The sequence below is a fragment of the Pseudonocardia sp. genome (assembly GCF_029263155.1).
Taxonomy (GTDB): domain Bacteria; phylum Actinomycetota; class Actinomycetes; order Mycobacteriales; family Pseudonocardiaceae; genus Pseudonocardia.
The window spans coordinates 20023-39048 of sequence record NZ_JAJCYB010000032.1 but is presented as its reverse complement, the minus strand read 5'-3'; the positions used below and the strand labels follow the sequence as shown (position 1 = coordinate 39048).

The 19026-nt window shown below is 71.1% G+C and carries 17 protein-coding genes, 2 tRNA genes and 1 pseudogene; 12 read left to right on the top strand and 8 right to left on the bottom strand.

The window, feature by feature from the left end; translation table 11 throughout:
* Nucleotides 1–7 precede the first annotated feature (7 nt).
* On the bottom strand, nucleotides 8–796 hold the full coding sequence (locus Q1K26_RS05675) for an alpha/beta fold hydrolase (protein ID WP_300008142.1): 789 nt from the start codon (nucleotides 794–796) through the stop codon (nucleotides 8–10).
* A 55-nt stretch (nucleotides 797–851) separates the two neighbouring features.
* Entirely contained in the window at nucleotides 852–2051 is a 1200-nt protein-coding gene (locus tag Q1K26_RS05670) for a benzoate/H(+) symporter BenE family transporter (protein WP_300008141.1), read from the bottom strand.
* 134 nt (nucleotides 2052–2185) lie between these two features.
* Between Q1K26_RS05670 and Q1K26_RS05665 the strand changes: the two genes are divergently transcribed.
* Together Q1K26_RS05665 and Q1K26_RS05660 are read left to right on the top strand one after the other, a co-directional pair.
* Nucleotides 2186–2731 (top strand): helix-turn-helix domain-containing protein, encoded by a 546-nt coding sequence (locus tag Q1K26_RS05665; RefSeq protein ID WP_300008139.1) that lies wholly within the window; start codon nucleotides 2186–2188, stop codon nucleotides 2729–2731.
* A gap of 672 nt (nucleotides 2732–3403) precedes the next feature.
* Nucleotides 3404–3613 (top strand): hypothetical protein, encoded by a 210-nt coding sequence (locus tag Q1K26_RS05660; protein WP_300008137.1) that lies wholly within the window; start codon nucleotides 3404–3406, stop codon nucleotides 3611–3613.
* A 67-nt stretch (nucleotides 3614–3680) separates the two neighbouring features.
* Here the strand turns inward: Q1K26_RS05660 and Q1K26_RS05655 are convergent, their stop codons facing one another.
* Nucleotides 3681–4460 (bottom strand): hypothetical protein, encoded by a 780-nt coding sequence (locus Q1K26_RS05655; protein ID WP_300008135.1) that lies wholly within the window; start codon nucleotides 4458–4460, stop codon nucleotides 3681–3683.
* A 306-nt stretch (nucleotides 4461–4766) separates the two neighbouring features.
* On the opposite strand from Q1K26_RS05655, the gene Q1K26_RS05650 reads away from it, so the two are divergent.
* Together Q1K26_RS05650 and Q1K26_RS05645 are read left to right on the top strand one after the other, a co-directional pair.
* Nucleotides 4767–5435, top strand: a complete 669-nt coding sequence (locus tag Q1K26_RS05650) for a response regulator transcription factor (RefSeq protein WP_300008133.1) — start codon at nucleotides 4767–4769, stop codon at nucleotides 5433–5435.
* A 159-nt stretch (nucleotides 5436–5594) separates the two neighbouring features.
* Entirely contained in the window at nucleotides 5595–5867 is a 273-nt protein-coding gene (locus tag Q1K26_RS05645) for a GlsB/YeaQ/YmgE family stress response membrane protein (protein WP_300008192.1), read from the top strand.
* 55 nt (nucleotides 5868–5922) lie between these two features.
* On the opposite strand, the gene Q1K26_RS05640 is transcribed toward Q1K26_RS05645, so the two are convergent.
* Nucleotides 5923–6336, bottom strand: coding sequence for a DUF4870 domain-containing protein (locus tag Q1K26_RS05640; protein ID WP_300008131.1), 414 nt, complete (start codon nucleotides 6334–6336; stop codon nucleotides 5923–5925).
* A gap of 337 nt (nucleotides 6337–6673) precedes the next feature.
* The gene (gene hisC, locus Q1K26_RS05635; RefSeq protein WP_300008129.1) at nucleotides 6674–7738 is read right to left on the bottom strand and encodes a histidinol-phosphate transaminase; all 1065 of its coding nucleotides are present in this window, start codon (nucleotides 7736–7738) and stop codon (nucleotides 6674–6676) included.
* A gap of 48 nt (nucleotides 7739–7786) precedes the next feature.
* Here hisC and Q1K26_RS05630 point away from each other — a divergent pair, with 48 nt between their 5' ends.
* From Q1K26_RS05630 to Q1K26_RS05605, 6 genes are all read left to right on the top strand, one after another.
* The gene (locus tag Q1K26_RS05630; protein WP_300008127.1) at nucleotides 7787–8485 is read left to right on the top strand and encodes a dienelactone hydrolase family protein; all 699 of its coding nucleotides are present in this window, start codon (nucleotides 7787–7789) and stop codon (nucleotides 8483–8485) included.
* Nucleotides 8486–8630: 145 nt separating this feature from the next.
* Nucleotides 8631–10601: an acetoacetate--CoA ligase gene (locus tag Q1K26_RS05625; protein WP_300008126.1), complete on the top strand. Its 1971-nt coding sequence runs from the start codon at nucleotides 8631–8633 to the stop codon at nucleotides 10599–10601.
* A gap of 43 nt (nucleotides 10602–10644) precedes the next feature.
* Nucleotides 10645–10734: transfer RNA gene (locus tag Q1K26_RS05620), tRNA-Ser, on the top strand.
* 44 nt (nucleotides 10735–10778) lie between these two features.
* Nucleotides 10779–10854: transfer RNA gene (locus Q1K26_RS05615), tRNA-Arg, on the top strand.
* 110 nt (nucleotides 10855–10964) lie between these two features.
* Nucleotides 10965–12269 (top strand): site-specific integrase, encoded by a 1305-nt coding sequence (locus Q1K26_RS05610; protein ID WP_300008124.1) that lies wholly within the window; start codon nucleotides 10965–10967, stop codon nucleotides 12267–12269.
* A gap of 82 nt (nucleotides 12270–12351) precedes the next feature.
* Nucleotides 12352–13263, top strand: coding sequence for an aminoglycoside phosphotransferase family protein (locus tag Q1K26_RS05605; RefSeq protein ID WP_300008122.1), 912 nt, complete (start codon nucleotides 12352–12354; stop codon nucleotides 13261–13263).
* 123 nt (nucleotides 13264–13386) lie between these two features.
* Here the strand turns inward: Q1K26_RS05605 and Q1K26_RS05600 are convergent, their stop codons facing one another.
* Nucleotides 13387–14223 carry a class I SAM-dependent methyltransferase gene (locus Q1K26_RS05600; RefSeq protein WP_300008120.1) on the bottom strand — a complete coding sequence of 279 codons (837 nt, stop codon included), beginning with the start codon at nucleotides 14221–14223 and terminating at the stop codon, nucleotides 13387–13389.
* A gap of 97 nt (nucleotides 14224–14320) precedes the next feature.
* Here Q1K26_RS05600 and Q1K26_RS05595 point away from each other — a divergent pair.
* Nucleotides 14321–15644, top strand: a pseudogene (locus tag Q1K26_RS05595) (ISL3 family transposase).
* Between the two features lie 524 nt (nucleotides 15645–16168).
* Nucleotides 16169–16909, top strand: a complete 741-nt coding sequence (locus tag Q1K26_RS05590; protein ID WP_300008119.1) for a hypothetical protein — start codon at nucleotides 16169–16171, stop codon at nucleotides 16907–16909.
* A 67-nt stretch (nucleotides 16910–16976) separates the two neighbouring features.
* On the opposite strand, the gene Q1K26_RS05585 is transcribed toward Q1K26_RS05590, so the two are convergent.
* Nucleotides 16977–18377 carry an XRE family transcriptional regulator gene (locus Q1K26_RS05585; protein WP_300008117.1) on the bottom strand — a complete coding sequence of 467 codons (1401 nt, stop codon included), beginning with the start codon at nucleotides 18375–18377 and terminating at the stop codon, nucleotides 16977–16979.
* A 142-nt stretch (nucleotides 18378–18519) separates the two neighbouring features.
* Nucleotides 18520–18852, bottom strand: coding sequence for a helix-turn-helix transcriptional regulator (locus Q1K26_RS05580; protein WP_300008115.1), 333 nt, complete (start codon nucleotides 18850–18852; stop codon nucleotides 18520–18522).
* Nucleotides 18853–19026: the final 174 nt, after the last annotated feature.

Sequence of the window (19026 nt, the reverse complement as noted above, 5' to 3'; positions counted from 1 at the left end):
GCCACGGCTAGGCCGCGACGGTCGCCTCCAGGATCACCCGGGTCGCCTCGGCGGGCGCGTCCCACTGCGGGAAGTGGCCGCAGCGCTCGAACCAGTGCAGGCGGGCGTCGGGGAACCGGCCCGCGGCCCGGGCGGCCTGTGCCGGCACGGTGACCAGGTCGCGCCGCCCCCAGCCGATGACCAGGCGCCCCGGCGCGGTCGCGGCGGGGGCCCCGGCCTGTCGGGGCCCGTCGACGAGCGCGCGCAGGGTGGCGTCGGTGCCCGGTGCGTCCGCCAGGCCGGCCACCTCGTTGATCGCCGTGGCCGCCGGGACCGCCCACGGCCGCGCCGAGAACTGGGCGAGCAGCGCGGTCCGCCCCACCGGGTTGCCCAGCAGCGTCGGCAGGGCCGGGCGCAGGCCCCGCACCAGCGCCACCGACGCGCGCAGGGACGCCGAGAAGACCCTGAGCTCGCGGTCGTTCCAGAACCCACCCGGGTCCAGGGCGACGACGTGCCGCCCGATGCCCCGGCGGGCCATCTCCAGCACCATCCGCGCACCCAGCGAGCTGCCGACGAGGTCGGCGCCGGTCAGGTCGTGGTCGGTCAGGAACCCGGCCACCGCGTCGGTGAGCGCCGCCACGGACGGCTCACCCGCCAGTGGCGGGGTGCCGCCGAACCCGGGCAGGTCGAGCAGCACGACCTCCCGTTGCGTGGCCAGATCGGGGACGATCCGGTCGAAGGAGTGCCGGGATCCGCCCAGTCCGTGCACGAGTACCAGGGGTGACCCGCTTCCGCGGCGTTCGTGCTGGAGTTCCATGACCACGACGGTAGGTGGACCCGCCCGCAGCGGCAGGCCGAGCGGGCCGGTCGGGTCACGGCGGCGTGGACCCCGTTCCGGCCCGACCGCCGCCGCCGATCCCCCGCTGCGCGCGGTCCGCGGCCGGGGGACGGTGCAGCAGGGTCATCGCGGCGCCGGCGAGCAGGCCCCAGAACGCGGAGCCCAGCCCGAGGAACCCGGTCCCCGCGGCGGTCACCACGAACGTGACGGCCGCGGCCTCCCGCCCCGCGGGCTCGCCGAGCGCCGCGGCCAGCGACGCCGCGAGCGCGCCGAGCAGCGCCAGCCCGGCGACCGCCTCGACCAGGACCGGCGGTGAGCTGACGACGACGGCCGTGGCGAGCCCCGCACCGAGGCCGAGCACCGCGAGCGCCACCCCGTTGCTGACCGACGCGATCCAGCGTCGCTCCGGGTCCCCGGCCTCCGGACCCGCGACCAGCGCGGCGCTGATCGCCGCGAGGTTCACCGCGTGCCCGCCGAACGGGGCGCCGGCCAGCGTGGCGAGCCCGGTCGTGCCCAGGATCGGCCGCAGCGGGGGGCGGTAGCCGAACTGCGCGAGCACCGCCATCCCCGGCACGTTCTGCGAGGCCATCGTGACCAGGAACAGCGGCAGCCCGATCCCGACCAGCGTGGACGGCTCGAACGCCGGCGCCGTCCAGACCAGCGCCGGGGCGAGCGACCCGGTGCCCGGCCCCGGTCCGGTCGCCACGATGACGCCCACCGCGACGACCAGCGCCGCCGGCACGGCCCACGGGCGCGCGAACCGCCCCACCAGCACCCAGACGGCGACGACCGGCGCGGCGAGCAGCGGCACCTCGGCCACCGCCCGCACCGGCGCCAGGCACAGCGGCAGCAGCACCCCGGCCAGCATCGCGCCTGCCACGTGCGACGGGATCGCGGCCACCAGGCGGGCCAGCGCCGGCACCAGCCCAGCCACGACGATCAGCACCCCGCACAGCAGGAACGCGCCCACCGCGGCCGCGAACCCGCCCGGCGGCGCCCCCGCACCGATCAGCAGGGCCGCGCCGGGCGTCGACCACGCGATGCTGATCGGCATCCGGTGCCGCAGCCCCAGCCACACGGCCAGCAGGCCGGAGGTCAGGCACACCGCCAGCAACCCCGACGCTGCCTGCCGCTCGTCCGCACCGGCCGCGCGCAGGCCCGCGAGCACGACGGTGAACGCGCCGGAGAACCCGACCAGCGCCGCCACGACCCCCGCCAACACCGCCCGCCCCACACCGTCCTCCCCACCCCCACCCCACCGGCACTGCAGTGGGGTGGCTTCACTCCGACCCGGTTGCAGTGAAGCCACCCCACTGCGATCGGGGCCGCTACAGCGTTCCGTTTACGGAACGGTGCGACCATAGCCGGATGTCGCGGTCCTCGGAGGGTCGGCCGGCGCTCGCCGCCGGGGCGGCGGGGGTCGGGCCGCGGGTCACGGCGTTGCGGGCGGAGCGGGGACTGTCGCTCTCGGAGCTGGCGCGGCGCGCGGGCGTCGGCAAGGCCACGCTGTCCGGGCTGGAGGCCGGCACCCGCAACCCCACCCTGGAGACGCTGCAGGCCGTCACCTCGGCGCTGGGGCTGCCGCTGGCCGCGCTCGTCGGCCCGGGCGCGGTGCGCGGCGCCGCCGTCGAGGTGGAGCTGCTCCGCGTCTTCGACGACGGCCCCGTCACCTACGAGCTCTACCGCCTGTGGCTCCCCGCGGGCACCGCCCAGACCTCCCCGGCCCACCACGCGGGCGTCACCGAGCACATCACCGTGTTCGCCGGGACGTTGGAGGCCGGTCCGGTGGACGCCCCGCTGCGCGCCGGCCCCGGCGAGCACGTGGAGTGGGCCGCCGACACGGCGCACGGCTATCGGGCCGCCCCGGGCGCCGACGTCCACGCCGGCCTCCTGATCCGCTACCCCCGCCCCTGACGACGCGGGCGGCGTGCCGACACGGCGAACTCGGCGTGTCCGCCGATCGGGTACGCCTCAGGCGCGGTGGTCGCCTCCCGTGCGGGGGACGTCGGGGGTTGCGGTCGAGGAAGCCCACCGGCTCGAGCGTGAAGCCGGTGTGGTCGACGGGCATCATGGGCCAGTCCGTCGGACTCCCGGGTCAGGCGCCCGCGGCCGAGTTGCAGCAAGGCCACCTTCACGCAACGGGATTGCGTGAAGGTGGCCTTCCTGCAATGGGGGCAACCCGGGCCACCGGGCGACGGGCGGGCGGGGCCGTGACCGAGCCGCTGCCGCCGCCGGGCCCGGGCGTCACGTCGAAGGGGATCTCCGCGGCTCTCACGCTGCCGCAGGCCACCACCTACCGCCTGCTGAACCTGCCGTCCGGGAGGAGTACCTGGTGGCCTGCCGGATCTGCGCGACTTCGCGGTCGACCGCCGCGCCGCGCCGCGCCGCTCGCGCTGCCGGTCGTGCCGCCACCGCCTGCCGCCGCACGCGCCGTCGCTGTCCACCGGCGGGAGACACGCCGAGCGGCTCGTGCCGCTGCTGGCGCCAAATCGGGCGGAAGCGGCCGCGCCACCCGGCTACTCTCGACCGATGATCTCCTGAGCCGACGCCGCGCGCTCAGTCCGCCCATCCCAGAAGGAGATCCACATGTCGGAGCAGGGCACGTCCGAGAACCCGGAGCCCACCGAGCCCGAGCAGCCCGACGTCCCGCTCAACCGGGCCGCCCGCCGCAGCAGGGCCAAGGGCAAGGCCGATGCGCCCGCGACGTTCGGGGGCCGACCCCGACACGCCGGCCCGCAGGCCGATCCGACGCGTCACGGGCGGGCCCCGCGCCCGCACACCAAGCGCAGCGTCTGACCGCACTCGTCCCGCCCGGTGGGGAGCGCCGGGCGGGACGAGGATCCGCTACGGGGATCGGGGGCGGTCAGTAGGAGTAGTCGTCCGCGGGCACCGCGGCGTCGGTCACGGTCACGTCGGACTGGGGATCCGCTGCGGGCTCGTCGGCCGGTTCGGCGACGCCCGCATCCTCGGCCGCCGGGTCGGCGGGGGCCGAGTCCGCGGGCGCGGGCACGGTCGGCCCGGTCGGGGCAGGGTCCGGCGCCGGCGCGTCCACGAGCACGGCCGGCGTCGCGTCGGCGGGGTCGGTGTAGCCGGGGAACGTGAAGCCCTGCGCGATCGCGATGCTGATGCCGATCAGCGCCGCGGTCGCGATGGCGGGTGCCGCGAACCGGCGTGCGAGGCTGCGCTTCCGCGGTGCGATCGGCTCGAGGTAGCCGATGACCACCGTCGGGGTGTCGTCGGGCTCGGGCCCGGGATCGACGTCATCGGCGACCACGCTCCGCAACGCCCGGCGACCGCTCGGGGGTCCGGTCCGGACGTCGCGGTCGGGGCGATCGCGATCGGGACGGGTCGGGAGGTCGGTCACGCGCCCGGCGTCGCGCGGGCGGGGGAGTGCGGGCGGCTTCGGCCGTTCTTCGGCGGTTCGCGACCGGCGGGTGTCGGCTGCACTGCGTTGGCGGGGCAGCCCGGCGCCCCGCGTCGTCGGCCGGCGGGTCACCTCGGGGGCGTCCAGGACGCCGGCCCGCGAGCGGCCCGCGGAGGAATGGCCGGGCGACGGGGGAGCGTCCCGCTCGGCGCTGATCCGGGCGATCAGCTCGGCGGTGGTCTCCGAACGCGGGATCGCAGCGGAGGGTTTCCGTGGCATGGGGGGACCTTAGGAAGATCCCACCCGGTCATCGGCGAACCTGAGAGCGCGGGTTGCGTGCGGGCGCCCACAGGTCGCCAGGACGCGCCGGATCGTCCACTTTCGCGCCCTTCGGCGGGGATCGGTGCTCCGTTCGGCCCAGCAGAGTTCTCAGCTCTGCGTCACGACCGGATCACGAAGGGGTGATTTCGCTCCGTTAGCGGATTGTTATTGCGCCCCGGGATGGGGCTACAGTGACCCGCGATGCTCCCCGCTGCTCCCCCGGGGGGTGCGTCCACGTACGTGCCTGTGATCCCGCATGCGCGTATGCCTGCGCCCCCCGCAGATCACGTCCTGCTGGCGCTGCCTCCCACGGCCGCGTCAGCCTCCGTGCTGCGCTCGCTCCGTTCCGACGGGGTCAGTGTCAGCGCAGTCGGGGACGGTATCGGCGTCCTCGACGCCGTCCGCGCCCGCGACCCCGCGCTCGTCGTCCTCGACGTCGAACTGCCCGGCCCGGACCAGTCCGCGGTGCTCGCGGCGGTGCAGCACGAGGCGCCGAACGTGCCGGTCATCGCGGTCACTCCGCGTGAGCGCCGAGCCGCGCTGCTGCGCCTGCTGCGCGGCGACCGCGACGACTACCTGCTCCGGCCGTTCGCCGTCGACGAGCTGGCCGCGCGCATCCGGTTACGGCTGCGGCTCGGTCCGGCGATCGACCACGCGGTGCTGCGGCACGGCGAGCTGGTCGTCGACACCGAGTTCGGCGACGTCGCGGTGGACGGGCAGCAGGTGTCGCTCTCGCCCACCGAGTACGCGCTCCTGATGGCGATGCTGGCCGCGCCCGGCGAGGTCGTGGCCCCTGACCGCCTCGCGCGCGAGGTGTGGTCCGAACCGGCGTCGGCGAACCTCGTGCAGGTCTACATCTCCTACCTCCGGCGCAAGATCGGGCCGGAGCGGATCCGGACCGTCCGCGGCGCGGGCTACGTCCTGGAGCCGTGATACCAGTGTGGGAGGCCGGGGGCTGAACGGGTGTCATCGGTCGGGTAACGCTTCGGGGTGGTTCCGCCTTTCGGTGGCGTCCGCCGGGGCCGGGTCGTGCTATCCAGTGCCCACGCGGGTCGTGAGGGGCTCGGCTCGCCCTACAAGTGGGAGACCGCAGTGATCATCAACATCATCCAGGCCATCATCATCGGTGCCATCCTCGGCTTCGTCGGCCGGCTGGTGGCACCCGGGAAGCAGAACATCCCGATCTGGCTGACCATCCTCGTCGGTATCGTCGCCGCCTTCATCGGGACCTTCATCGCCCGGGCCTTCGGTGTCGCCGACACGAACGGCATCGACTGGATCGAACTGATCATCCAGATCATCGTGGCCGCGATCGGCGTGTCCGTCGTCGCCGGCATCTACGGTCGGCGCGGCGTCCGCAGCTGACGACCCCCGTCCACACGACGGCCCGGCCCCACGGTGGGGCCGGGCCGCTCGCGTCTCAGCTGATGACGCGGACCGTGAACGGGTAGCGGTACTCCCGACCGGCTGAGGCCCGTGCCGTCGCCGTGATCACGACGATGAGGTAGAAGATCACGTAGACCAGCGCCAGCGGGCTCAGCACGAGGGTGATCACGAGAATCCAGCAGATGATCCCCCAGACCGCGGCGTTGATCTGGAAGTTCAGCGACTCGACGGCGTGCCTGCGTACCCACGCCGACGTGCCGCCGCGGGCCAGCAGCACGATCAGCGGCGCGATCAGGCCGAGCGCCACCCACGCGGTGAGGATGCTGCCGATGTGCCCGGCCACCGCCCAGTTGCGGTCGTCGGCGCCGACGATCCCGCCGGAGTCTCCGTGGGGCTGCGGGGGCCACGATCCGGATGGCGGGGGCTCGGACGGCGGGTAGGAGCTCACGGCGTCCATTGAACCGCACACCCGGGTCACGGTGGGATGTCGATCCGGGTGCCGGCGCGGTCCGTGAACCTGCAGCGCGGGGCGTCGCGAAGCTTCATGATCGTCGTCTTGGAACCGGGTGGCGTGGCGTGTGCGGCTCCGGGTTCCGAAGCGCCGATCAACCCGGACCGGCCACGGCTCGATCGAGTGAGACATCGCGGTCTCCGCCGTGCCCGACCGGTGGCGGGTCGGACGGGTGCGACCGCCCTCGGCAGCTGTCTGCCGGGCCGCGCCGATCCGGTGGCGAGACGGCAGCCGCGCGACTGCTGTCTTCCTGCCCTGACGGGAGGGGTGCTCGTCAGGGCGCGAAGGCCGACGCCGCCGCGAGGAACGCGTCGTTCTCCACGACCGACGACACCGTCACCCGCACCCCGTCCGGATGGAACGGCCGCACGATGACCTTGTGCTCCAGGCAGTGGGCGGCGAAGTCGGCGGTGAGCTGACCCAGGGCCAGCCAGATGAAGTTGGCCTGCGACGGCGGCACCCGGAAGCCGGCGGCGACCAGCGCGTCGCGCACCCGCACCCGCTCGGAGACCACCTCGGGGCAGGCAGCGAGCAGCGCGTCGGCGTCGTCGAGCGCCGCGATCGCCGCGGCCTGCGCCACCGAGCTGACGCTGAACGGCGCGCACACCTTGCGCAGCGCCGTGGCCACCTCCGGCGCCGCGATCGCGTACCCCACCCGCAGTGCGGCGAGCCGGTAGGCCTTGGAGAACGTGCGCAGCACCACGAGGTTCGGGTGCGCGTCGAGCAGCGTGAGGCCGTCGACGGCGTCCGGGTCGGTGACGTACTCGTGGTAGGCCTCGTCCAGCGCGACGATCACGTCCGGGCCGACGGCGGCGAGGAAGCGCTCCATCTCCGCGCGGGTGACGACGGTGCCGGTGGGGTTGTTGGGGCTGCACACCATGACCAGTCGCGTCTGCGGGCCGACGGCCGCGGCCATCGCGTCGAGGTCGTGGCGAAGGTCGCCGTCCAGCGGCACGGTCCGGGCCGTGGCCCCGCCGATCTGCGTGACGATCGGGTAGGCCTCGAACGAGCGCCAGGCGAAGAGCACCTCGTCGCCGGGCGCGAGGCAGGTGGCCTGTACGAGCTGCTGGCAGATGCTCACCGAGCCGCAGCCGGTCGCGATCCGGGACGCGTCGACGCCCAGTGCCTGCGCGAGCCGTGCGGTCAGTGCGACGGTCGCGAGGTCGGGGTAGCGGTTGCCCCCCGCCGCGGCCTCCGCGATCGCGGCCAGCACCGGCGCGGTCGGCGGCAGCGGCACCTCGTTGCTGGCCAGCTTGATCGCTCCCGGGACGGCGCGGCCGGGGACGTAGGCGGGTAGGCCGTCGAGGTCGGGGCGGATCGTCGTCACGCTCGTCACCATAAGGTGCCCGGTCAGGTCCGATCGGAACAGTCATGCCACGCTGTGGGAATGACCGACATCCGCACGGAGACCGTTCCTCTGGTCGACGGCAGCGAGTTGCGGCTCACCATCGCGGGCCCGGTGAGTTCGGTCCGCGGCGGGATCGTGGTGCTGCACGAGGCGCGCGGCGTCACCGACACCGTCCGCGGCCTGGTCAGCGGCCTCGCGAGCGACGGCTGGCTCGCCGTCGCCCCCCATCTCTACCACCGCGACGGTGCCGACGTCCTCGACGGCGACGACGGCCAGGTGCAGGAGCAGGTCGACCGGCTCGAGGGCGGCCAGGTCATGGCCGACACCGACACCGCGTTCGGCTGGCTCGCCGACCACGACATCGCCTCCGACCGCATGGGCGTGATCGGGTTCGACCTCGGTGGGTCGGTCGCGCTCCTCGTCGCGGCGAAGCGCACGTTGGGCGCGGCGGTCACGGTGGCGGGCGAGGGGATCGTGGACACGCCGGCGGGCGGCCTGCCCGCACTCGTCGACGCCGCCCCCGGCCTCACCTGCCCGTGGCTGGGCATCTACGGCGAGGACGCGGAGGGCGAGCGGGCCGGGGAGATCGACCTGCTCCGTGACGCCGCCGCGAAGTCCGAGCAGGCCACCGACCTCGTCGTCTACCCCCGCACGGGCTACCGCTTCGACGCCGACCCGGACGCCGCGGCCGACGCCTGGCAGCGGACCCTGAACTGGTTCGACTCGCACCTGCGCTGACACCCACCCCGCGAGTCGGGGTTTGCGTGCGCGCGAGTCGGGGTCACCCTGACTCCTCGCCCGTCGATCACGTCCATCTTCCGAGCCGGTGGTGTGTGGCACCGCCACTGGCGCAACCGGGGCACGGGATTGCATGCTGGCCCGCATGTCTGCCGCCGAGGCCCCCGCCGTCCTGTGGGCTCCCGATCCCGACCACACCGGCCCCCTCGCCGCCTTCACCGCGTGGGTCCGCGAGCACCGCGGCGTGGACGCCCCCGACTACGCGACGCTGCAGCGGTGGTCGGTCGACGATCTCGACGGGTTCTGGTCCGCGGTGGCGGAGTTCCTCGGCGTGCGCTTCCACAGCGAGCGGACGGCGGTGCTCGGCTCCCGCGAGATGCCGGGTGCGCAGTGGTTCCCCGGCGCCACCCTCAACTACGCCGAGCACGCGCTGACCGGCGGACCCGGTCGGGCCGACGGCGACGTCGCCCTGCTGTTCGCCCGCGAGGACGGCCTGGAGCGCACCGTCACCCACGCCGAGCTGCGTGACGCCGTCGGCCGCGCCCGCGCCGGCCTCGTGCGCGCCGGCGTCGGCGTCGGCGACCGGGTCGTGGCGCTGGCTCCCAACTCCGTCGAGACGCTCGTCGCGTTCCTCGCCGCGGCCAGTCTCGGCGCGATCTGGTCGTCCTGCTCACCCGACTTCGGGCCCCGCGCCGTGCACGATCGCTTCGCACAGATCGAGCCGGTGGTCCTCGTCGCCGTCGACGGATACGTGTACGGCGGCAAGCGATACGACGTCCGCAAGAACGTCACCGCCCTGCAGGAGCAGCTGCCGACGCTGCGGCAGACCGTCCTGATCCCGTACGTGGAGGACGGAGCCACGCTGGACGGCACGACGTCGTGGGCCGACTTCACGGCCGAGCCCGCCCCGCTGCAGTTCGAGCCGGTGCCGTTCGACCACCCGCTCTGGGTGCTCTACTCCTCCGGCACCACCGGGCTACCGAAGGGCATCGTGCACGGCCACGGCGGCATCGTGCTGGAGCACATGAAGGCGCTGGGCCTGCAGATGGAGCTCGGCCCGGGCGAGCGGTTCTTCTGGTTCACCACCACCGGCTGGATGATGTGGAACCTGCTGATCGGCGGCCTGCTCGTCGGGTCGACGGTGGTGCTCTACGACGGCAACCCCGGCCACCCCGACCTCGGCGCGCTCTGGCAGCTCGCCGAGCGGCACGGCGTCACCTACTTCGGGGTGTCGGCGCCCTACATCCAGGCCTCGCTCAAGGCCGGGCTGCGCCCGCGCGACCAGTTCGACCTCTCCGGGCTGCGCGCCATCGGCTCCACCGGCGCGCCGCTGTCGGAGGACGGCTTCCGCTGGGTCGCCGACGCGGTGGGTGAGCACATCCAGATCTGCTCGGTCTCCGGTGGCACGGACGTGTGCGCGGCGTTCGTCGGCTCCGCGCCGAACGTCCCCGTCTGGATGGGCGAGATCTCGTGCGCCGCGCTGGGCGCCCGCGTCGTCGCCTACGACGAGAAGGGCGAGGAGCTCGCCGACGAGGTCGGCGAGCTGGTCATCACCGAACCCACGCCCTCGATGCCGGTGATGTTCTGGAACGACCCCGAGGGCACTCGCCTGCGCGAGGCCTACTTCGACGAGTTCCCCGGCGTCTGGCGCCACGGCGACTGGGTCCGCCACACCCCCCGCGGCTCGTACGTGATCTACGGTCGCAGCGACTCGACCCTCAACCGGGGTGGCGTCCGCATGGGTACGGCCGACTTCTACGCGGTGGTGGAGGCCTTCGAGGAGGTGGCCGACGCACTGGTGATCGACACCACCGAGCTCGGAGCGAAGGACGAGGGCGCGTTGCTGTGCTTCCTCGTGCTGGCGCCCGGAGCGTCGCTGGAGGACGTCGAACCCGCCCTCCGCAAGGCGCTGCGCTCCGAGCTGTCGCCGCGCCACGTGCCGGACCGGTTCGTCGTCGTGGAGGCCGTGCCGCGCACCCTCAACGGCAAGAAGTGCGAGGTGCCCGTCAAGAAGATCCTCGCCGGCGTGGCCCCCGACCGCGCCGTGAGCAGGGGCGCCCTGCAGAACCCCGACGCACTGGCCCCCTTCCTGGCTCTCGCGGCCGGGGGGTCGTGAGGCCGTCCGGCGGGTCTTGTAGGCTGACCGTCGAACGGCTTCGGGAGGCTTCGCCTAGTCTGGTCTATGGCGCCGCACTGCTAATGCGGTTTGGGGTAACCCCCCATCCCGGGTTCAAATCCCGGAGCCTCCGCCCTGGCTCGGCTGTTAGGCTGAGGCAGTACAACTCAAGATCATGCGCCCGTAGCTCAACGGATAGAGCATCTGACTACGGATCAGAAGGTTGGGGGTTCGAATCCCTTCGGGCGCACCATCGTCACACTAGCCCTGACCAGCACGAACGGTCAGGGCTAGATCATTCTCGGTTGGGCTAGTTGATCTCGATCCACGGTCTGATCCACGAACCTTGCTAGCTTCCGCGTCATGACCGCTGTCTCCGAGCCGGCGAAGGCCCGATCTCGCGGCAACATCCGCCGGATGCGCGACCGCGTGCAGGTGCGTGTCTCTGCCGGCGAAGACCCGAGCACGGGTGAGCGGATCATCCTCACCGACAGCGTCCCGATTGAGACCCCGGGCAATCCTCGTGCCGAACGTGAGGCGCTCAAGGCGGCGGAGAAGCTCCGCACGAGGATGCTGGCCGACGCCGACGAGCTGAAGGTCGCTCGCACCCGCGCGACCGTCGGGGCACTGCTGGAGCGATGGATGGCCCAGCACGAGATCGACGCGACGACGCGCATGACCTACGAGTCGCAGATCCGGATGTACATCGTTCCGGCGATCGGTGATGTCCCGCTGGTCCTGTTCGTGCGCGACGCATCGCAACGGCTGGAGACGCTCTACAGCCGGCTCCGGAAGTGCAGGGCGCTGTGCAACGGCAAGCCGTTCGTTGAGCGCCACGCCGAGAAGGGGCCGCACGACTGCGCGGCCGCCGGCTGCAAACCGCACGTGTGCAAGCCCTACGCCGCGTCGAGCGTGCGCTCGATCCACGCCATCCTGTCGGGCGCGTGCAGCGCCGCCGTGCGGTGGGGATGGATCAGCTTCAACCCGATGCCGTCGGTCCGGCCGCCGGCCAAGCCACGCCCGCAGCCGCGCCCGCCGACGAGCGAGCAGATGGCCCGCATCGTGGAGGCCGCCTGGACCTCGTCGGCCGAGTGGGGTCTTTACGTCTGGCTCTCCGCGGTGCTCGGCGCCCGCCGGGGCGAGGTGGTCGCACTCCAGTGGGAGGACATCGACCTGGCCGCCGGGGTCGTGCGACTGGACGAGAACTACGTCCGGACGAACGACGGCATGGTCCTCAAGGACACCAAGTCGCACCAGATGCGGCGGGTGTCGATCGACGCGCCGACCGTCGAGCTGCTCCGGCAGCACCGGGAAGAATGCGCAGGCCGGCTCGCGCTGCTCGGCGTCTCCTTGATGGACCACACGTGGGTGTTCTCCGCGAAGCCGGACCTGAGCAGCCCACGTGACCCGGCGTCGCTCACTCGTCGCTACGGGCGCCTCGTGGCCAAGCTTGGCGTCGACACCATGCTCAAGGAGCTGCGGCACTACTCCGCGACGGAGCTGCTCACCGCGGGCGTGGATCTGCGCACCGTGGCCGGCCGGCTGGGGCATGGCGACGGCACAACGACGTTGCGCCACTACGCCGCCTGGGTCGGTTCGGCCGACACCGCGGCAGCCGGCGTCATCGGGGGCCGGATGCCCGTCCTTCGTCCGGTCGACCGCTCGTAGGCCCGGCGACCCGGCACGATCCGCGCGTACGCTGAGGCACGATCGCTTCCCGGTCGAGCCGAAGGTGGGGACAGCGCCGAATATGGCCGAACTCGCGACCAGCTCCAGCGAAGCGCTCACGGAGAGCACGGCCCGTCGGGCGTTGACACTTGCGTGTCAACAGGTCGGGCTCCCGCACGGCTACGCCGAGCTGATCCGTATCGGCTCCAATGCGGTGTTCAGGGTGGACGCGGCGACCATCGCGCGGGTGGCGCCGTCGCTGGCCCACCGCGAGAACGCGCAGAAGCAGATTGACGTCGCCCGCTGGTTGCGAGATATCGACTACCCCGCGACTCGCGCGCTCGACGTCGAGCAGCCCGTCGACGCCGAGGGCCGGGTCGTGACGTTCTGGGAGTCGATCGCTCCTGAGACCCGCTACGCCCCGATCCGCGATGTTGCGAGACTGACACGACGGCTCCACGACCTCGACCTGCCGCCGACGTTGGCTCTTCCGGTACTTCAACCCTTCGGAGCGCAGGGCGAGCCGTTCCCGAACCTTGCCGCGATTCCTCGCGCTGATGCTCGGTTCCTCCGTGAGAGGCTCGAATGGGCACGCTCGCGGTTTCCGTCGCTCCCGTTCGTCCTGCCCTCCGGTCTCGTGCACGGCGATGCCAACGTGGGCAACGTCTTGGTCGACGACGAGGGCCGTGCGGTCCTGATCGACCTGGACAGTTTCTCCACCGGCCCGCGCGAATGGGATCTCGTTCAGACCGCATTGTTCTACGATCGACTCGGTTGGCACACGCGCGACGAGTACGTGGAGTTCGTGGACGTGTACGGATACGATCTGATGTCCTGGCCCGGCTATGGCGAACTTGCTGATATGCGTGAGATTGCGATGACAACGTGGCTGTGCAGAAAGGCCGAAGATTCGTCCAGTATCGCAGCGGAGGCCCGAAAGAGGGTAGCGGCGATTCGGACGGGTTCAAGCAGACGTGACTGGGGCGCGTACTAAAGGGGCTCTTCCCAGTTGAGGGTGTAGACGGCGGACGGCTGGAGCGCGGAGGGGTCGGCGCGTCGGTGCCCGGGTAGAGGTCGAGGCCTCCCGAGGATGGGAGCTCCGACACTGCCCACCTAGCTAGGCCGGCTTGCGGACTAGGGCCTCAAGTACGCTCAAACGGCCCTCGTCCGCACTCCGGGCCGTGTTGATCTGAGATTCTCCAATCCGCTCGCCCATGAGCGTCTGCAGCCCCAGCGGCGGCAGCCCGTGTTCCTCCAACCGCCGGCGGTTCTCCCGCAAGTCCGGCAGGACCTCCTCCGTCTTGTCCCGGAAGATCACGATCTCGAACCCTGCGGTGAGAACTTGCTCCCGTGTCTCCTCGGGCGAACACAAAAAGCTCGTGCCCGGCCCTGCCGCCCAGGGCAGCGGGTAGTCGGGCTCGCCTTTCGGCCCGGCTCCGTAATGGGAGAATGCGAACACCGCGCCGGGGCGAAGCACACGAAGCGCCTCGGCATAGAAGCGCCGCTTGTCGTCGATGTTCATCGCCACGTTCTCGGAATAGGCTCGGTCGAACCCATCGTCCTCGAAGGGCAGATCGGTCGCGCTGCCCTCCACCACGCGCACGCGATCCGAGAGGCCGGTCGCGGCATTCAGCTCCTCCGCCGCGCGGCAGAACTCCGGCGTCAGGTCGAGCGAGGTCACGTGGCAACCGAAGTGCGTCGCGGTCCACCGCGCCGGTCCGCCGATCCCGCCGCCGATGTCGAGGATGCGCTCGCCGGAGAGGGGTTCGAGGAGCGCTACCATCTCCTTTGTCGCCTTCAGCCCCCGGCCGTGGAAGTGGTCGAGTGGGGCGAGCGCGTCGGGCGTAATCGGGCCCGCCTCGCTGCCTCCTGCCGCCCTAAGCGCAGCGAGGATGCGGGCTGCGATGCCCTCGCTGGCGTAGTGGTCTTGGACCTTGTTACCGGCTGCGGTCATGTTTCGTTCTCCTCCCGAGCCGCCCGCGGTCGATGGCTTGAGGGGGTTCGTATGACAAATCCCTGAGAGGCTCAAGGCTAGTTAGGAAGACCGTGACATGCCTGACGCTACCTTCGCGACCCCTGATGTGACGACGTTCTGCCGCCTCGACGAGCTGGGTCTGGTGGTGGTCGGCCAGCACCTCCAACCGGATCGGGCGGTGCTGGCCTGCCGGGTCGCCGACGACGCGGTCGAGGAGGCGGACCGCTGGGTGCCGGCGCTGCGGCTGCGAGGGTCGCCCGCGGGACACCGTCACCCGTCGCCTGGCGCACGAGCCGGTGGGCTGGCGGCCGACGACGCTGCTGCTGTCGATCCGCCGCTACCGGTGCGCTGGCTGCGAGCATGTGTGGCGCGAGGACACCAGCCGCGCCGCCGAGCCGCGGGCGAAGCTGACCCGCACGGCGCTGCGATGGGCGCTGGTCGGGCTGGTCTGCCAGCACCTCACCGTCGCGCGTCTCGCCGAGGCCCTGGCCGTGTCGTGGAGCACCGCCAACAACGCCGTGCTCGCCGAGGGCCAGCGCGTCCTGCTCGACGACCCGACCCGCTTCGACGGCGTGAAGGTCATCGGCGTCGACGAGCACGTGTGGCGCCACACCCGCCGCGGCGACAAGTTCGTCACCGTCGTCATCGACCTCACCCCCGTCCGCGACAAGACGGGCCCGTCACGGCTGCTGGCGATGGTGGAAGGCCGCTCCAAGCATGCGTTCACGACCTGGCTCGCGAGCCGGCCGAGGCCCTGGCGCGACGGGCTGGAGGTCGTCGCGATGGATGGGTTCACCGGGTTCAAGACCGCCACCACCGAACAGCTGCCGACCGCGACGGCGGTGATGGACCCCTTCCACGTCGTCCGCCTCGCCGGTGACGCGCTCGACCGCTGTCGACGGCGCGTCCAGCAGGACCTGCACGGGCACCGCGGGCGCAAGGACGACCCGCTCTACCGCGCCCGCCGCACCCTGCACACCGGCGCCGACCTGCTGACCGACCGCCAGCGTCAGCGGCTCACCGCGCTGTTCGGGGTCGAGGACCACGTCCAGGTCGAGGCCACCTGGGGCGTCTACCAGCGCATGATCGGCGCCTACCGGCACTCCGACCGGGCACAGGGCCGGCAGGCGATGAGCAACCTCATCACCAGCCTCAGGGCTGGCGTCCCGGCCGTGCTCACCGAGCTCCGGACGCTCGGGCGGACGCTGAAGAAGCGCGCCCAGGACGTGCTCGCGTACTTTGATCGGCCCGGCACCAGCAACGGCCCGACCGAGGCGGTGAACGGGCGCCTGGAGCACCTGCGCGGCTCCGCCCTGGGCCTCCGGAACCTGACCAACTACATCGCCAGGAGCCTGCTCGAGACCGGCGGGTTCAGACCGCGACTACACCCTCAATCGTGAAGAGCCACTAAAGGCTCTGGCCGCCGGCAGCTGAGGATCCGAGTCGGCGCCACGTTTGTCGGACAGTTCCGCGTTTCTACGCGACGTCTGGCGTCGCTCCTTGCCGTTTCCGGAGAGTTAACGTGGGATAGGACTTGAGCCCACACCTCGGGGATTCGGCCCACACCTTCCCGGGTCCCTTGTCCTGGCCGCCTTGCTCGTCGCGCTGGCGGTGTCCAGGGTCGCGCAGCCATCGCGTAGCGACGTCGTAGGCGCCCTGTACTCCGTCGGCGCGCAGTGGACGATCGCGAGCGAGGAGCAGGCTTTGATGAACTGAAAGCTTAGGCCGGTGCTTGCCGGTAGGTGCAGCTTGCATATATTGTCGGGGTGCGAGTATCACCGAGTAGTCGGAGGCGGTCAGCGTGTCAAATATCCCTCCACAATTGGAGACGTATCGCCCGTTTCCTTCAATGGCACGGTTCCGGATCATATCCGAGACTCACTATGTGGTGTGTGAGCCTTACGCGCTTCGCCCAGGTGAAGAGGTGAGTTCAGACGGCAGACTGGATAGCGAGCGCTTTACGCGGGGCATGTTCGCAATTCCTCTCATCGCAGGTATCGGCCTGACAGTCGCATTGGGGATGAGAGGCGCAGGGATCATACCCCTAATCGCCACCTTCGTACTAGGGACCGTCGCTGCCTTCTTTCTGCTTCTTGTGTCGATTCGCATCAGGGTTGACGGTGCCCAACGGAGGGTTGGTGGCAACATTCTCCGCATCGATAGATCAATGACTCGAGCCTGGGACCTGCTGAAGCTTGTCGAAAAGATTACTCATACAACATCGTGGAAAACAGGTCTGGTGGATCGAGATAGGTTGATTCCCGGGTTGCTCTGGCGCTCGGTGTTGACCGCAACTTCTCTCGCTGCCGCTGAGATCGACATAACGAGAGCCGCGTCGCACGATTCGCTTCGCGAACTGGTGGATGCCAAGCGTCGGGACCTCGACCAGGCGGTCTCCTCGCTTGGTGAGATCGAGTTGCGTCTCCGGCAGGTTCTGAATGCGGCAGAGCAGCTCGATCAGCGAGACCGTGACCGTGCGCACGCCGCCGAAAAAGCGCGGGAAGAGTTGGAGCTCAGGCGGCGGCTAAGCAGCTCTGAAACACCCGCGCAATCGGTCGCCGATGACACATCGGAAGCTTTTTCTATTCAAGCGCAAGCGGAAGCGCTCAATGAGCTTCTTGCCGAGAGCGACAAGATCGCTAACGGTATGCGCGGCTACTCCTAAGCGATCGCGCTTGAAATCAAAAAGTTCAACGCGGCATCGGATGGCCATGTCAGCTTGCGAGACGCTGCTACCGCAGCGAACTCCTACTTCGTGACCACATCCGCGTCTCGCGAACGCTAGCGGCGAATTCGCGAACGCTCGGCAGTCGCCCATGACGCGCAAGCCGCTCTCGGAACTCGGTGACGTAGCTGTGACAACGCGCCGACTCCAGACCCTCACCGACGGCGAACGCCTGCGCAGCGATCTGGCATCCCTCGTCGATGTCGCCGCGATCGAGGTGCGCGTCGGCGAGAACCATCGCCACGAAGAAGTCGCTCCGGACGTAGTCGCCGGACGCCGAGTCGAGGGCGCGCGTCGCGAACTCGATCGCTCTATCCGGGCGCCCGAGGTCGCGGTGGCAGTGACCCAGCTCTGCCGCAAGCTCAGCGTCGTCGAAGTAGTCGAGCCATGCGGGTCCGTCGCCCGGAGTGTGCCGCTCGAAATGCTCGATCGCGGCGCCCATCGCCCAGTCGCACGCCGTCGCGTCGCCGAGTCGAGCGAGTGCGCGCGCTTCCATCGCGTAGAAGTGCGACGTCAGGATCGCGACGCCGGTGGATTCCGTCCCGAGTCGTGCCGCACGGGCCATGTTCGCCGCTTCCCGGTACCGGCCGAGGAAGCTGGCCTGGTGGCTCATTGCGTCGAGGATGCTCGCCGCGAGCAGGCGGTCCTCTCCGGCGTCGGCGAACCCGAGGGCTTGGATGAAGTAGCGCTGCGCAAGTCCATGGTGTCCGGCGTCGTACGACATCCAAGCGGCGAGCTGCGTCGACTCGGCGGCTGCGGAGAAGAGGGCCGCTCGGACCTTGGCGGTACCCTGCGCGCGTAGCAGCAGAGGCAACTGGCCGCGGAGGTACTGCACGAGGGCGTTGCGCGCGTGTGCGCCGCCAAAGGTGCTGTCTATGCGGTCGAACGTTGATCGCATCGTGCGTAACCGCTCGACGTCGGACGCGCCGACCTTCTTCGGACCCGAGCCCGAACCGAGCTGCTGTTGCGCGTCCACCAGCCACGCCATCGAGGCGTCGTGCCAGGCCCCGACGTTGGCCGGGGCGTTGCTGAGAGCGGCGGTTCCCGCGAGGTCGGCTTCGAGCAGCTCGGCGACGCTGCTCACGCCGTCGTCAGGGCGGTAGGGGTAGGCGAGGCCGACGTCCGGTGAGAAGGAGAGCGTCGACCGGAACCCGAGTTCGTCGGGCGAGACGCGCCGGCCGAGCCGGACGGCGAGGGCCTCCCGGATCGCGTCGCGGGTCGCGTCGTCCCGGGGGGAGACGCCGGACAGCCAGCGACTGACGTAGGTGTGGTTGAACCGCTTCCCCGCGGCGCGCCCGGCCGCGGAGTCGTTGACGGCCCGCGCGAACCTCTTCCGGCCGACCTCACCGCGTCCGTCGAGGAAGCCGGCTTCGGTCATGAGTGCGACGAGGCGTTCGTTCGTCGGCACGACCGCTCACCTCCCTGACCTGCGCCCTGTGCGCAAGTGTGCCCCCTACTGCGCCCTGTTGGAGGCGGTTCCGGACATCCAGGCTGGTTCCTGTGAAGGACAGCCCGGCGCCCGAAACGACAGGAGGCGAGAGATGCCACAGCTACGAGGGAGTGCCGTTCTCGCGTTCCAGCGCCTCGACGCGGTGACGCAGGTCACGGAGGTCGCGTCGGATCGCGGCCAGGTCGTCGGTCGGGATGTCGTCGGTCGAGCGGCCACGGAGGACAGCGCCGAGGTGATCGGCAGGCCAGTCGAGTGCGCTCGACAGCGACGCCAGCGTGCGTGGCTGCCGCCGGCGCTCGTTGAGCACGTGCACCAGTTCGCGGACCGTCGTGAGCGAGACGCCGGAGCGGGTGGCCAGCTCCGTCATCGTCATGCCGCGGTCGTCCAGTCGGGCGCGGATCGCCGCGCCGACAGCCGGCCAGTCCTGGCTCATGTGCTCTCCCGGGTCGAGGTCTGCCGAGAGTAGCTAGAGCGCGCAGCCGCGCGTAGGTCGCGCGTAGAACACCGTTGACGAACTATCAATCTACGCTCAAACTGAGTGTGAAACTGGCAGAGAGCGAGACGGCGAGATGCACGGGCACCGAGATGCAGGAGTGGCAGAACAACC